Raw genomic sequence first — 15,113 nt, 5'->3', positions numbered from 1 at the left:
AACACGATAATTAGGGTATAATAGAATAGGAGAAGATATTAGATTATTTCGCACCCCTGCATGCCGGGGTGCTATGCAGATGTGCCTACATCCTATATAAATTATGGTAAAAAGGAAGGTAGAAATGAGCAGACAAACGAAAACAGATGTTGTCTTAATTGGTGCCGGAACCATGAGTGCAACTTTGGGATCTCTGCTGAAAGAATTAGCGCCGGATTGGGAAATCAAAGTTTTTGAGAAGCTCGAAAATGCGGGTGAAGAGAGCTCTAACGAATGGAACAATGCAGGTACGGGCCATTCGGCACTGTGCGAGCTTAACTACACACCCCAGAGGCCTGACGGATCCATAGACATCAGCAAGGCTGTAAAAGTGAATGAACAGTTTCAGCTTTCAAGGCAATTTTGGTCTTATCTTGTAAAAAGCAATCTGATCAGCAATCCGCATGATTTCATCATGCCGATCCCCCATATGAGTTTAGTAGAAGGGGAAGAGAACGTAGCGTTTTTGAAAAAACGTTTTGAGGCATTGTCAAACAATCCTTTGTTCCAGGGGATGGAATTTTCCGATGACCCTGAACAGCTGAAGGAATGGATCCCGCTTATTATGGAAGGCCGTACGTTGAATGAGCCGATTGCGGCGACAAAAATCGACACGGGTACAGATGTGAACTTTGGTGCCTTGACCCGCATGTTGTTTGATCATTTGAAAAGCAAAAACGTCGAGGTCCACTATAGGCATTGTGTGAAGGACATTAAACGCACAAGCGACGGCTTGTGGGAAGTGAAAGTGTATAATATGGACAGCGGCCAAACTGAATTTCATGCTGCAAAGTTCGTCTTTATCGGCGGCGGGGGCGGAAGTCTGCCTTTACTGCAAAAAACCGGTATCCCTGAGTCCAAACATATTGGAGGTTTCCCGGTAAGCGGACTATTCTTGGTGTGCAACAATCCGGAGGTAGCGGAAAAGCATCATGCAAAAGTGTATGGGAAAGCGAAGGTTGGCGCTCCTCCAATGTCTGTTCCGCATCTGGATTCAAGATATATCGACAACAAGAAAACATTGCTGTTTGGACCGTTCGCGGGCTTCTCGCCAAAGTTCTTAAAAACGGGTTCAAATTTAGACCTGATCGGTTCCGTCAAGCCGAATAATGTCATTACGATGCTGGCAGCAGGTGTCAAAGAGATGTCATTGACAAAATACTTGATCCAGCAAGTGATGCTTTCGAATGAACAGCGCATGGAAGAGTTGCGGGAGTTTATTCCAAGCGCCAAAAACGAAGATTGGGACGTCGTGACAGCCGGCCAGCGTGTGCAAGTAATCAAAGATACAGAGGCTGGCAAGGGGACACTTCAATTTGGCACGGAAGTTGTAAGCAGCTCGGATGGCTCAATCGCTGCATTGCTTGGCGCCTCTCCGGGTGCTTCCACTGCTGTTCATGTCATGCTTGAGGTATTGGAAAAATGCTTCCCGGAACATATGAAAGAGTGGGAGTCAAAGATTAAAGAAATGATTCCTTCATACGGCGTGTCACTAGTGGAAAACCCGGATCTTTTCCAGGAAATCCTTACTTCCACATCGGAGACACTTGGCCTAAGCGAAAATTTGCCTTTCCAGACAGTATCATAATTAGAAAAGCGCAAGCGCCTGTTTATCGACGTACAGGCGCCTTGCGCTTTTCTTAATAGACAACAACCGGATCGTAAGTGCTGAGATTGTCGTACACGATTTTCATTACATCAGGAGGTGTGTTGACGCAGCCGGCAGATCCTTGGTTAAGATAGGCATTGCTTGCCCAGTTTGTGCGCCAGTCTGCGTCATGAAACCCTTGTCCGTCGTTTGTAAACGGAACCCAGTATTTTACATCAACAGAGTAATTGGGATTGCCTACTGCGCTTCCCCTAAGTGTATAGGGAGAGGCTTTGTAAAGAACATACCAAACACCTGGATGAGTTCCTTCATTGGTGCTCATTTTGCCGGTCACGACATTCGTAGTGACTGCCAACTTTCCATTTTTATAAATCCAGATGCGCTGTTCTGCAATGGATACTTCAGCGTATGTGTCGCCAATCCCGTTGTTTGTTGTTGTTTCATAGCCGATCGCATCATAGTCCCAGCCATTCCCATAAATATTGGAAGCAGAAATGGATTCCTTCCCTTTTTCAAAAGCCTTCACGAGCATTGCCGTTTCTTTCTCGGCATCGATTGCCCAGCCATAGCCCTGGCCTCTTACTGAGATGACCTTTCCAGAATGGGTTTTGAATTTAAAATCTTTATTCAATGTTGATTGGGCGCTGTTAATTTCGTCTATTTTTTTCTGAATGTCACTTTCAGTGATAGAAACCTTCCCGTCATTTGAGATGGAGGCCTTTTTAACCAATTCATCCGCTTTTAAAGTGTACACTTTGTCCTGCACTTTATAGTCGATGGTTCGCTGCATGAAATCCTGCAGCTTTTTCTCATTTTCTTTTATAATCGGGCTGTCCTCTTTGATTGGCTGTATGAAAACAGGCTTCAAGTGGATATCGCTTGTGTAGACTTGTTTATCATAATCTTTTAATAAAGCGGCGATATCATATTGTTCTCCATCAATACTTTCAGAGATGACAATTTTGTCTTGTTCCCACTTCACCTGGGCATCTTGGGGTGCTTTTAAACTCTTATTCAATGAAAGGAGTTTTTCTTCTACTTGCTTTTTCATCGTTTCGCTTCGAAACTGATCTGTCTTTTTGGGTGCCAGGGAATAATTTTTCTCCTTTGTGGAAGGAAAAAACGTCCACTGGCTTTTCAATAATTTTTTAACTTCGGGCATATCTTGATCTGTGAATGCCATCTGCGTATCTTTTTCATCCAAAATCAGTTCTTTTCCTATATAGACCCTGTTTTTTAAAGTGGATGTTTTTAATTTATCCATCACCTGATCAGCGGTGAGGCCGCCGACTTTGATGCCGTTAATCATAATGTTCGGATTGAACCGGGTAGCCTGATAATAGCTCAATCCCGCAAATATTAAAGCGATAATAATGATAGTGCCAATGATAATAAAATTGCGCTTTGCGGGTTTTTTGGATCGATTGCCCCGCCCAACATCAATTGGTTCATTTACCGCACTCATAAACATTCCCTCCGTTACTGGTAATCCAGCAATTGGTCATATTACAATTCTATTACAATTATACTACAATATGTTTGGCGAGGAGTTTGTCACATTTTGTAAGGTGTGAAATTTTTAAAAACCTTTAATGAAAGTTGCATAAGGAAAAGAGGATTTTGATGCAGGTTTGATAAAATTAAGCTATCCATATGTTTAAAATAAAATTGATTTCATGAAAAAATATACCTAAGATCAAGGAGACCAATATGAACTATCTTGGAAAGTACTTACAAATGCCGCCGACATTTGAAAAATTAAAAAAGTTAGAGCTGATTCTTGAAAAAGAAGGATATTCCCTTGAAAGGGATTTAGGGCTTATCTTACAGTGCGCCTACTTTGCTTATGATGTTACCCCCTATGATGTCATTACATTTGCAAGTACTGGTTGTGATGGAATACATTTCGGATTGTTAACTGACTTTGGAACAGTATCTGATTTAGAGGATGCTTTTGTTGTATGCATCAGTCCTATGGATTTCGGTTCACATATAAAGATTGTGGCAAGGAATATAAGGGAGTTTGTTGGTTTAATCTGTACAATGAAAGATGCAGTAACGGTTTCCAACTTTAATCATATGAAAGAAGAGGAAGAGTATCTGCGTTTGCTCAAAAAACTAAAACAAGAAGACAGTGAAAATGAGGAATACATAGAGAGAGCTAATTATGTAGCAGAAAAGATAAAATCCGCTATCGGATGTGAAATAATTGAGGATGTATATCATTATGTAGAAAAAAAAGTATTGGCAGAAAGAGAGAAACAAATAATTGTACCAACCCTTGACGGTATAGGAATAATAACCTTTGAAAATGTTAATAGCAGCCATACTATCTACAAACTTGAAGAGGATGTGAATATTGACCTGAATGAAATAAAATCTTTTTTTAATAATTCAACGACAGAAAGCAAGCTGGCTTTTATACGAGATGCCCAATTTACTCTCTTGATCTCAAATGAAATAGAGTTAAAAGAATTAGTCATGAATGAAATGATTCAATTAGGTTTAAATGATGAAGTAAATAGATTAAGGAATATAGACCAGAGTAATCTCCCAGAGAGTAATAGTTTTTCTACGAGTGCTTTTTTGGAATTAGACTAGATTATTAATGTTCTTTGGTGATATATAGAGCCGCTCCAGCGATGGACTTGCGGCTTTTCTTGTTTATGTCGAAACAGATTTCCCCCCGGATTTTCCGAAATTAATCATAAGGACAGAGCAGGCTCGAATATTTTACTTTGAGGGAAGTTCTGTAAAAAGGGGAGTTTTTTAAAAAATGGGGAGATCTCAGTGGAGTGGTTACCTTGATGCTATAGATGCTGCTTTAGACCAAGGAATGGCAGCGAAGGAAGTGGTTTGCTCCATTACGACTGGTTTTCGCCAGATTCCTTCGCTGCGGAATGCGCCGGGGTTGAATCCGTATCATGCGACTGTGGCTGATATTGGCTACGGTTTTGATGCAGTCAGAGGGACGATTAAACGGCTTCGCAGTGGCGAAACGATTTCTCTTGGTAAAGAGATGCTTGTTTTTGACCTGGATACATTGCGAATTAGCGAAAAACAAATGAGCCCTAATTTTGAGCTGGTAGCAAAAGAAGCGACACCGGATACTCAATATTTAATCGACCAAAGCCGGCTTTTAAACAGGCAGATAGCCCAAAAAATAAATGAGGCAAATCGGTACGGCAAGGCTCTTTTGGGAACGGAATGGAATGTGATTCTGAAACGCATCCAAAATGTTCAGGCCATTCCGCGGCTTTAGCAGATTATTGAAAGGGTGAGAAGGGCATGCCGCATCAAACTTCCGTTCATATGACTGCAGAGGAACAACAGCGCTTATTGGAATGGTGGGGAGCGACTGAGCGGGGAACAGCAGTGGTGAAGCGGCTGGTTTCATCTATTACGGAACTCAGGTTGAATCCTGAATCAAGCCACGCTGATGGGATGGTTTTATTTTATCGTGCTGCATCGGAGGTTTCCTATGGTTATGCCGGGATGAGGGGCTGTATCCGCCGTGCTTTCACACCTGAGTATTCCGGGTTTCTTCGGCATAATATTGTTAGGTGCCACAGTTTTGCGCGAAAATATTCTGTTGATACGAAGGTTCTTCTGGAACGGGTCGCCAAGCAAATCAGTGGGGCAGAAGCGCTGCAGATTGTAGAGAGAATCCGGGAAACACTTATTGAAAATGACGCGGCTCTAACAGAAATTGAGAACAAAGCGGATGCCTTTTTTGGCAAGGAAACCTTTGAAAAATTGCAAAACAGCCTTAAGCAATCCAATACTTTGCCTCCTTTCCAATAAAGGACTCAAAAAATCAGCTATAACCGTAACATAACGTCCGGTTATAGCTGATTTTACATTCTCTATTTAAAAGCAGGTATTTTTTTCAATACGATACAAATCGGAATGGCGACAGCGATGCCGATGACACTTTGCACGATATCCCCGGGAATGGAGGTTAATGGTACGATCCAGTTGCCATATATTAAGCTTTCCCAAAGATAATAGCCGGCGATCATCGGAGGCACTGAAATGATGATTCCCAGCAGGTTGTATGCTATGTTGTTTCCTTTGCGGCCACCCGCCCAGGCAATTTTTCCAACGATATAGCCCTGCAAAGCGCGTGTTAAAAAAGTGATGGGCGACCACAATGCCCAGCCTGAGACAAGGTCAAACAAACCCATGCCGACAGACCCGGCGAATGCTCCCTTTTTGGGACCAAATACGATGGCTGAAATAAAAAGCATGGCCGAACCAAGATGAACCAGGCCTCCATTTATCGAAATAGGCAGTTTAATATTTAAGAGCATGGTGGACACAAATACGAGTGCCGTCAACATGGCTGTCAGGATGAGATCGAAAGTTTTGGTTTTGGAACTTGAATAGCTTGCTGTTCTTTCCATCTTGCAGACCTTCTTTCTTTGCTATTGAATAGGCAGCAGGAATGATGCTGCCTGTTCTTTGTGTTTACTGATAATTTAGCAAATGTGTGGTCTCTTTGAAAGTGTCACTTTTATAAAAAGTGTGAGGGTCAGTTTGTGTTGAGGGTCAATATTGTAGAGAAAAGAAAATCACTATCCTGCCGGTTGGGAGGATAGTGATTTTCTGAAATAAAGATTTATATCAAATAAGTCGGGTGCCATGGTTTAACAGTTTTGTGATGGTAGGTTGATTTCTGTTTCATTGGAAGGATTCCAATTTTCGGCAGTCCTGTTAGACCGAAGGCACTGCTTATATTAATTTCGAACAAGATAATCAAATGCACCCAAGGCAGCAGTAGCACCTGATCCCATGGAAATGATGATTTGCTTATAGGCGCTGTCGGTGCAGTCACCCGCAGCAAATACACCCGGCAGTGTAGTGGCACCTTTTTTGTCCACCACAATTTCTCCCATTCTTGTGCGTTCAATTGTATCATCCAGCCAATCGGTGTTTGGCACAAGGCCGATCTGGACAAACACGCCTTGCAATTCTATGTGATGCTCTTCTCCGGTTTCGCGGTCAACGTAGGTGATGCCATTGACTTTATCTGTGCCGGTAATTTCCTTGGTTTGTGCGTTTTTGATCACTGTCACATTTGGAAGGCTGTAAAGGCGGTCTTGCAAGACAGAGTCAGCTTTCAACTCTGGAGCAAATTCAAGGACCGTTACATGCTTCACAATACCTGCGAGATCAATGGCCGCTTCAATACCGGAATTACCTCCGCCAATGACGGCTACGTCTTTTCCTTCAAACAATGGTCCGTCACAGTGAGGGCAGTAGGCGACACCTTTGTTTTTGAATTCCGCTTCGCCCGGAACGCCGACATTGCGCCAGCGAGCACCAGTTGATAGGATCACCGTTTTGCTCTTGAGAACGGCCCCATTTTCCAGTTCAATCTCAATGAGATCTTTCTTTTGCAAGCCTGTCGCGCGCTGTGAGCTCATAATATCCACATCATACTGCTTTACATGCTCCTCAAGGCTTGCCGCAAGCTTAGGACCTTCCGTCCGCTTCACGCTGATAAAGTTCTCAATGCCGACAGTGTCCATAATCTGGCCGCCAAAGCGTTCAGCCACTACACCTGTCCGAATGCCTTTGCGTGCGGCATAGACGGCTGCACTGGCGCCGGCAGGACCGCCGCCGACAACGAGGACATCAAAAGGTTCCTTAGCGGAAAGCTCGGCAGGATCTACACTGCTGCCCAACTTCGCAAGGATTTCTTCAAGGCTCATACGGCCGCTGCCAAATTCCTCTCCATTTAGGAAGACTGTTGGAACAGCCATGACGCCTTTGCTTTCCACTTCTTCTTTAAAAGCAGCACCGTCTATCATTGTGTGGCTGATGTCAGGATTCAGAACGCTCATCACGTTCAGTGCCTGAACAACATCAGGACAGTTGTTGCAGCTCAGGCTCACGTAAGTTTCAAAGTGATAATCGCCTTGCAGGCTCTTCACTTGGTCGATGACATCCTGTTCGACTTTTGGAGCCCGTCCACTCACCTGAAGCAAAGCCAAAACGAAGGAAGTGAATTCATGACCGAGAGGGATACCGGCGAAAGTGATCCCGGTATCTTCTCCCATGCGATTGACACTGAAGCTTGGCGTCCTGTCCAAGGTTGTTTTTTCTACTTTTATTTTGGAAGACATCTCTGTCAACTCATCCATCAAAGCCAGCATATCTTTTGATACATCATCGGCTCCTGCACTGACTTTTAACAGTACGTCGCCTTCCATCAATTGTAGATATTGTCTAAGTTGTTCCTTAATATCTGCATCCAGTATCATTGATAGCACTCCTTAAATTTTACCTACAAGGTCAAGGCTTGGTTTAAGAGTTTCAGAGCCTTCTTTCCATTTTGCAGGGCAAACTTCGCCAGGATTGTTGCGTACATATTGTGCAGCTTTAATTTTGTCGATAAGAGTACTTGCGTCACGGCCGATGCCTTCAGCGTTGATTTCAACTGCTTGGATGACGCCGTCCGGGTCGATGATAAACGTACCGCGGTCTGCGCGGCCTTCTTCTGGAACAAACACTTCGAACATTTGAGAAAGTTTGTGTGCAGGGTCGCCAATCATCGTATAAGTAATTTTGCCGATGGCATCAGATGTATCGTGCCATGCTTTATGTGTAAAATGGGAGTCTCTTGAAACAGAGAAAACTTCCACTCCAAGTTCCTGAAGGGCAGGATATTGATCTTGCAAGTCTTCAAGTTCAGTTGGGCAGACGAAAGTGAAGTCTGCTGGGTAGAAACAAACGACGCTCCAATGGCCTTTTAAATCTTCATCGGTGACATCGATAAACTCACCGTTTTTGTAGGCTTGTGCTGTGAATGGTTCTACTTCTTTTCCAATTAGGGACATAATGAAATTCCTCCTTGATGTATTTTTATAGATAGCAAGTTTATGGGCGCTATCTATATTGTTTTCTTGTTTACAATGATTATTATATAGGACAAATTATTAATGTCAAGGAATAAATTAAAATTATTTTAATTAAATATAGGTTATCGATTATGAAAGCGCAATCATACAATTGGCCAGAAAGATCAAGTTTTAGGTGCCTTTAGGGAATATAACGGCTGTTCACCTGATTGCCTGAAAGCAATCTTATCATCCGTAAATGAGATTTTATACCTTTAAATGAAAAGAGAAACTACTTCTAGCAAATTATAAAGTTGGTTTTCGACATTGTTGTTATAATAAGAGAGTGTCAAAACTATAGGGGGACTATTTCATACAAATAGACCTTTCGACAAAATTCGGGGAGTGACAGGCACTGTATGAATAAGAAGGACATAGCCAATATTCGTAAACAATTCAAGCTTGATAATGATTTGTTGACTATCACCAATATTTTTAATGTCTACATAAGGAAAGAGAGCAGCGACATTTATCATCAGGAAAGCCGTCCGTTTCCGATGTTGGACAGGGAACAGCAGGAATTGTTCATGAATAACTTTAAGAAGGTGCTGACAGGCCAGCTTGATGTGAAGTTATTTGAAGTGAAGTTTCAGGATCAGGCGGAGGATCACACTCGCATTATTCTTCAAGAAGGTTTGCAAGCAGATGATGTAGAAGAATGGAAAGAGCAAATGCTTCTTCTCGTTGATAAAATGTTTAAGGATGTTCAGTACGAGAAGGACATGGTTGTCACTTTCATTCGCGGAGAATATTTTAAACCGACAAAAAGAAGTAGTGAGGAAGCGGAAGAGAGCGATCGGGATGAGGTGTATTCGCATCCTTTTATTCTCTGCAGCATCAACCAGACGGAGCAGCCGAAAAGATCTTTGGTGTTTGATTATGTTGAGAAGGAATTCAAATCGAGCGTTGAGGTTGATTCGATTATCAATCTTGCATCTCCTGTCGCAGGATTTTTATTCCCAAGTTTTACAGATAATTCCGCTGATGTAAACCGAGTGTTGTACTCGGCGGGCAAAGCGAATAAACCTGATTATCACTTTATCGAAGATGTTTTGAATGGCGAAGAGATCATGACTGCCCAGGAAGATAAAGCTGTTTTTGAGTTTGTCGTAAATGAAGTGGTGGGAGGCCAGGTGGATACTCATACGCTTTCCAATGTATATGAAGAAATAAACCGGATGATGGATGAAGACGAAGAGGAGGAGGAAGTCACTCCTACATTGGATTATAAAGATGTGGAACGTGTGTTAAAAGTGAGCGGTGTGGAAGATGTCGATGCAGATAAGGTGGAAATGGCATTCCAAAAAGTCGTTGATGATGAAAAATACGAGCTGAAAGCAAGCAGCATTATCCCGAAATATACATCGAAATCGATCAAAATCGAAACGAAAGTCGCCAATATTTCTATCAGCCCAAAAGACTTGAAATATGTCAGGCAGGTTAATTTTAACGGCAAGCGCTGCTTGATGATTGAGGTTGATGAAGATGCCATGATTGAAGGCTTTAAATTGATTCCGGAGGCATCGTTGGGTTAAAGGCCATAAAAACTTGGGTGTTAAATAGGAGATAAACGGAATTACGACCGCATCTTCGGTAGCCAAGCGGCCGCTATGCCTCCCGAGTTTTGAGTTTTACTGCATCTACGGTCGCCATACGGTTGCTATGCCTCCCGAGTTTTGAGTTTTACTGCATCTACGGTCGCCATACGGTTGCTATGCCTCCCGAGTTTTGAGTTTTACTGCATCTACGGTCGCCATACGGTTGCTATGCCTCCCGAGTTTTGAGTTTTACTGTATCTACGGTAGTCATAGGGTCGCAATTCCTTCTTATACATCATTGCCGTTGCTGCGGGTAACCTTATCATAAAGTCTCTTTGCTAGCCGGAACATTGCATTTCGATTAACATGTAGGCGAAGCATAATTGAGGATTTAACCAATTTTTTTAAAAAAGGAGAAATTCACATGGCGCTTGTCAATCATCAAATTATTTTAGCTGAAAGACCAAAAGGCATGCCGGATAGCGGCACATTTAAATTTGTAAAAAAAGATGTAGAAGAACTGAAAGAAGGCCAGATACTTGTTCGAACCCTGTTTGTATCTGTTGACCCTTACATGAGAGGCAGGATGCAGGACGCTGAATCATATGTGGAGCCATTTAAAGTAAATGAAGTGATTGAAGGCGGATCCATTGGTGAGGTGATGGAATCAAAATCTGGGAACTTCAAGCAAGGCGATGTTGTTATTGGTATGTTTGGCTGGCAGGAGTACTATGTTGCAAATGAGAAGGAAATTAGAAAAATTGACCCATCACTTGCTCCCATATCAACACATTTAGGTATATTGGGGATGACTGGTTTAACTGCCTACTTTGGTTTGCTTGAAATTGGCCGGCCGAAGGAAGGGGAGACGGTTGTCGTGTCGGGAGCAGCAGGCGCTGTTGGATCTGCAGTTGGGCAAATAGCGAAAATAAAAGGTGCACGTGTCGTAGGCATAGCTGGTTCCAATGAAAAAATCAATTTCTTGAAAGAAGAATGGGGCTTCGATGAAGGCATCAACTACCGAACAGCAGAAGATCTTGAAAGTGAAGTAAAGCGTGCCTGTCCGGACGGTGTGGATGTGTATTTCGATAATGTCGGCGGAGAGATTTCTGATGCTGTATTTACCCAATTAAATCGATATGCGCGCATTCCGGTTTGTGGAGCTATTTCTACCTATAACCTTGAAGAAGTTGATATCGGACCACGCGTACAGCCGACGCTGATTAAGAAAAGTGCATTGATGCAAGGTTTCACTGTAGGAAATTATTCGGAACGTTTCAATGAAGGGGCAATGCAGCTCGGCCAATGGCTGCAAGAAGGGAAACTCAAATATCGTGAAACCATAAAAGAAGGATTTGAAAATATCCCCAATGCGTTTCTTGACCTCTTCAAGGGAAATAATATTGGTAAGCTTTTGGTGAAAGTTGCTGAGCGTAAGTATGTGGAATAAGAAAAAGGGCCGGTCAGGCCCTTTTTCAAAAACAAATATTATCTTACAAAAGAAATGCCAGCCCTTGGAATAGGGTCGCAATGCCTCCCGAGTTTTCAAATTCTCGGTTTCTTCGGCAGCCATACGGTCGCAATCCCTCCCGTTTATATAAAATAGGGAACCCGCAGGCGGGGTTCCCTAGCTCACATCCTTCACCGCCCGAATAAATTCCTTCATCGCCGGTTTATCGGCAGTTTTCATCCAATTGGACAGCTCTTGATCTTTGTTTTTAAAATAGAGGCCGAGTACCTCTTTCAGTTCCTCTCGATAATGGGAATCTGTTTCACTCTCCTCTTGAAGTGCCTGCACCATGTAAAACCAATCCCTTTTTTCGTCGGCAAAAGGCCGTTCCGGATACTCCTTGGCAATGGCCAGAGCATGTTCGAAGGTTTTTCCTTCATACAATTCCACCGCTAGCCAGCTTCCGATAAAGCGATGGCTGTTATCCAGCTTCATCACCTGTTTAAATTGTTCGCTTGCTTCTTTTAATTTGCCTTGTTTCATTAACGCACTGGCATAAATGGCCTGATCGTAGCTTTCAAGATGGCCGTCAGCCGCCGCTTCATACTGATTAAACCATCTGTTGAAGGCCCCCCATTGCTGTTTCTCATAATAGTATTCAACAAGCCTGAATATGGCTTGCGGGGAGTTTGTCTTTTCCGCATAGGCTTGCAAATAGGGAATGCTTTTTTCATTCTCGGTCGCATGCTTGTCGGATGATTCAGCATCCATCAGCCTGACAATCATACGCAAACTGTGAATATCGTCCGGATCTTTTTCGTAATTAGATTGATAGGCTGCCAACGCTTTTTTCAGTTTTTTGTCAACCAGCAATTGGTCGGCCTTCGTCATGCTGCGTTCCTTTAAATAAAAGAAAGGCAAGTTTCCCATCGTATCCTGATCCAGCCGATAGCCGTTGCTGCGTGTAATCAGCTCTCCATCAGCGCGGTAGGCTTCAACAGACCATGAAAATCTATTATCCGTATTTGTAAATGCCAACAATGACTTTGGGCTTACCGTAGACAGATCATCACCGGGGAATATTACTCCAAGCGGATGATCATATACCTCTTCGGCCGGCACTTTGATTTGATTGTCCGTGATGTATGATTTAAATACCGTACTGATCGAGCCGGAATCAATATCCGCCCCCAGGTTAAGCTGGTAATAGTCTGCACCTTCGATCTTCTCCCAGGAAAAGAGAATATGTTTATCTGTTATTTTTTGCTGGTTGACCGGAGATTTTATATCTATTAATTTTTGCAAAGTGATATCATAAGTGAATGTCTTTTTTTCCCCGACATCAATCCATTCATCCATAGTAACCGGCCATGTCCAGCCATCGATTTGGTCAAAGCTTAATCCTATAGTAATTTGATAGCTTCCGGGCAATACTCCCGAAATATTGAAATATCCATCTGCATCTGTTGTTTGTTGGTAAGGCTCATCCGGAGTAATACTGCTGCCTGCGTCTTCTTCTGCCTGTAAAAAGACGCCTGCATTTGCTACGGGTGTGCCATCGCTGTATACAATTCTTCCTTTGACTGTATTATTGATATGGCTTTGTTGTGCTAAAGCAGTTTGCAAACTTTTTTTCAAAGATAGAAGTTCTTCATAACCGGCGGGTATTTCATCAGCCTCCCGAGAATCTTTTTCCGCCGGTATTTCCTCATATTGCGCTAAGGCATTTTGAACCTCCTTATAAGCATCCTGTACATGACCTTGACGGAGTTTGATTTCTGCTTTCTTCTGGGCGATTTTTGCTTGGAAATAATCATTTTCCGGGTCATTGCTTTTACTCATTTCTTGTAAAAGCTGTTTGGCTGCCGAATAATCAGCTTGTTCAATCAAGATTTGCGTTTGTTCTAATTGAAGCTCCTGACCTACCCAAGAATCGCTGCTGCCGGCTGTTCGTTCGATGGCTTTTTGCAGGATGTCCTGCGCTTTATCAACTTGGCCAATGGTCTTATAATGAACCGCAAGCTGTTTTGCCGCAGAAGCGAAATACTCATCTATCGGACCTTTTGTCACATACATGTTCAGATAAGGATACATTTCATCCCAGGTAAATGTAACATCACGGTCAGGATGGCTGACTTGAGAAAACGCCGGCCCAATGTATACATCAAATTGGCCTGCCATATAATCATCCAGCATATAGTTCTGGATGATTTTCCATTTTTGCGAGTCCAAAATCATGCTGCTATCGAGTGATTGCAATAGCTTTGTCTTGGCTGCTGCCTGGCCGTACTCCACTTGCTTTTTCGCTATATATATTTGAAGTTGCGGCCCAATGACAAAAACGATCAATGGAATACATATCAAAATAAGGGCAGCATGCTTCACTTTTATTTTAATCTTCATACCGCATCACCGTCTTTTCCAGGTCTTCTTTCCAATAGACATACCCATCGATCTCAACCAGTTCGTCCGCCTTCGCTGTCATGGGATCGGAAATGTAATCGTAGTTGGTGAAATATTTAACTCCGAGTGATAAACATATCACCGTACAAATCGCAGCCAATGGAAGGAGAGGGAGTTCAATTTCTTTATTCCAAATCAGCCTGGCTTTTTCCTTCCAAGTAATTTGACGGAGACGGTCTATGACTTCCCGCTGTTTGGTAAACTTGATATCGTCCATCTCGTTATCGAGCTGCTTTTTAAATGCTTCCCGTTGTATTTTCATTGAGGTCCTCTCCTTTCGTCAATAGATCTTTCAATAGCAGCCGGGCTCGTTTTAGTCTTGATTTCACTGTGTTTTCATTTGTTTTGGTTTGTGCTGCAATTTCCGAGATTTTCATTTCGTTAAAATAATATAATGTAATCACTTCGCGGTATTTATAATCCAACTGCTGAATGGCTTCACTTATATTGTGATCCAATGCCATATCAACGATTGCTTCTTCGGGACTTTGAGCGGTTTCATCACCATTGATACGTTCCACAGCATCAAAGTGAAGAAAGATATTTTTCCATTGCCATTTTCGCATTCGGGAGCGGCACTGGTTAAGGGCAATGGCGGTAAGCCAGCTCTTTAGTTTTTCGGGATTCTCCAGCTGATGAATTTTTTCAAAAGCAGTAATAAAAGTATCCTGAACAGCTTCTTCAGCTGTTTGATAATCTTTCACGAGCAAATAAGCGGTGCGTAATAAGTAATCCCCGTATTGATGCATTACTTCCATTAAGGCTTGCTCATCTTTTTCTTTGAGTTTGTCAATGGAATCCAACGGCCGGCCCCCCCTTTCTGAACGGGTATAATACATAGATGCAATTGGCGGTAAAATAGTTGCAAAAAGTAAAAAATATCTCTGTTATAACTATACAGGGATATACCATTTTAACGAATATATTTAATGTTGCTTGAGGAACACTCAAAAAGAACTATTTTGAAAATCAAACAAAGAATTTGTGTTGCGTCCTTTGAATCTATGTGTTAGTATGATGGCTGTACATATGACCAAAACGTTCAAGTGGTCACTTCTTTTGTATAAGTTCATTTCATCATATTTCGGGGAGTGACAGGTACCTCCCAA

At 42.5% G+C, this 15,113-nt stretch carries 13 protein-coding genes; 6 read left to right on the top strand and 7 right to left on the bottom strand.

What is annotated here, in order from left to right; translation table 11 throughout:
- The first annotated feature begins 103 nt into the window (after positions 1-103).
- The gene (locus D4N35_RS06245; protein ID WP_328591065.1) at positions 104-1,627 is read left to right on the top strand and encodes a malate:quinone oxidoreductase; all 1,524 of its coding nucleotides are present in this window, start codon (positions 104-106) and stop codon (positions 1,625-1,627) included.
- Positions 1,628-1,679: 52 nt separating this feature from the next.
- Here the strand turns inward: D4N35_RS06245 and D4N35_RS06240 are convergent, their stop codons facing one another.
- Positions 1,680-3,113 (bottom strand): L,D-transpeptidase family protein, encoded by a 1,434-nt coding sequence (locus D4N35_RS06240; protein ID WP_120071537.1) that lies wholly within the window; start codon positions 3,111-3,113, stop codon positions 1,680-1,682.
- A gap of 245 nt (positions 3,114-3,358) precedes the next feature.
- Between D4N35_RS06240 and D4N35_RS06235 the strand changes: the two genes are divergently transcribed.
- From D4N35_RS06235 to D4N35_RS06225, 3 genes are all read left to right on the top strand, one after another.
- Positions 3,359-4,249 (top strand): hypothetical protein, encoded by an 891-nt coding sequence (locus tag D4N35_RS06235; RefSeq protein ID WP_120071535.1) that lies wholly within the window; start codon positions 3,359-3,361, stop codon positions 4,247-4,249.
- Positions 4,250-4,424: 175 nt separating this feature from the next.
- The gene (locus D4N35_RS06230; protein WP_120071533.1) at positions 4,425-4,910 is read left to right on the top strand and encodes a hypothetical protein; all 486 of its coding nucleotides are present in this window, start codon (positions 4,425-4,427) and stop codon (positions 4,908-4,910) included.
- Between the two features lie 26 nt (positions 4,911-4,936).
- On the top strand, positions 4,937-5,452 hold the full coding sequence (locus tag D4N35_RS06225) for a hypothetical protein (protein WP_120071531.1): 516 nt from the start codon (positions 4,937-4,939) through the stop codon (positions 5,450-5,452).
- 62 nt (positions 5,453-5,514) lie between these two features.
- On the opposite strand, the gene D4N35_RS06220 is transcribed toward D4N35_RS06225, so the two are convergent.
- From D4N35_RS06220 to ahpC, 3 genes are all read right to left on the bottom strand, one after another.
- Positions 5,515-6,054 carry an ECF transporter S component gene (locus D4N35_RS06220; protein ID WP_120071529.1) on the bottom strand — a complete coding sequence of 180 codons (540 nt, stop codon included), beginning with the start codon at positions 6,052-6,054 and terminating at the stop codon, positions 5,515-5,517.
- A 333-nt stretch (positions 6,055-6,387) separates the two neighbouring features.
- Positions 6,388-7,917, bottom strand: a complete 1,530-nt coding sequence (gene ahpF, locus D4N35_RS06215) for an alkyl hydroperoxide reductase subunit F (protein ID WP_120071527.1) — start codon at positions 7,915-7,917, stop codon at positions 6,388-6,390.
- Between the two features lie 12 nt (positions 7,918-7,929).
- Positions 7,930-8,493 (bottom strand): alkyl hydroperoxide reductase subunit C, encoded by a 564-nt coding sequence (gene ahpC / locus D4N35_RS06210; protein ID WP_120071525.1) that lies wholly within the window; start codon positions 8,491-8,493, stop codon positions 7,930-7,932.
- A gap of 419 nt (positions 8,494-8,912) precedes the next feature.
- Between ahpC and D4N35_RS06205 the strand changes: the two genes are divergently transcribed.
- Together D4N35_RS06205 and D4N35_RS06200 are read left to right on the top strand one after the other, a co-directional pair.
- On the top strand, positions 8,913-10,088 hold the full coding sequence (locus tag D4N35_RS06205; protein ID WP_120071523.1) for a DUF4317 domain-containing protein: 1,176 nt from the start codon (positions 8,913-8,915) through the stop codon (positions 10,086-10,088).
- 427 nt (positions 10,089-10,515) lie between these two features.
- Positions 10,516-11,541: an NADP-dependent oxidoreductase gene (locus tag D4N35_RS06200; protein ID WP_120071520.1), complete on the top strand. Its 1,026-nt coding sequence runs from the start codon at positions 10,516-10,518 to the stop codon at positions 11,539-11,541.
- Positions 11,542-11,718: 177 nt separating this feature from the next.
- Here D4N35_RS06200 and D4N35_RS06195 read toward each other — a convergent pair whose 3' ends face one another.
- The 3 genes from D4N35_RS06195 to D4N35_RS06185 are packed head-to-tail and all read right to left on the bottom strand — an operon-like array spanning position 11,719 to position 14,807.
- On the bottom strand, positions 11,719-13,944 hold the full coding sequence (locus D4N35_RS06195; RefSeq protein ID WP_120071518.1) for a carboxypeptidase regulatory-like domain-containing protein: 2,226 nt from the start codon (positions 13,942-13,944) through the stop codon (positions 11,719-11,721).
- Positions 13,934-14,266, bottom strand: coding sequence for a hypothetical protein (locus D4N35_RS06190; protein WP_120071516.1), 333 nt, complete (start codon positions 14,264-14,266; stop codon positions 13,934-13,936). Before D4N35_RS06190 ends, D4N35_RS06195 begins: the two co-directional genes overlap by 11 nt.
- Positions 14,241-14,807 (bottom strand): sigma-70 family RNA polymerase sigma factor, encoded by a 567-nt coding sequence (locus D4N35_RS06185; RefSeq protein ID WP_120071514.1) that lies wholly within the window; start codon positions 14,805-14,807, stop codon positions 14,241-14,243. Before D4N35_RS06185 ends, D4N35_RS06190 begins: the two co-directional genes overlap by 26 nt.
- Positions 14,808-15,113: the final 306 nt, after the last annotated feature.

Origin of the sequence: Siminovitchia fortis, assembly GCF_003605365.2 — a bacterium.
GTDB lineage: Bacteria > Bacillota > Bacilli > Bacillales > Bacillaceae_C > Siminovitchia > Siminovitchia fortis.
Note: the sequence above shows the minus strand (reverse complement) of the source record. Positions and strands in the feature narration are given on the sequence as shown.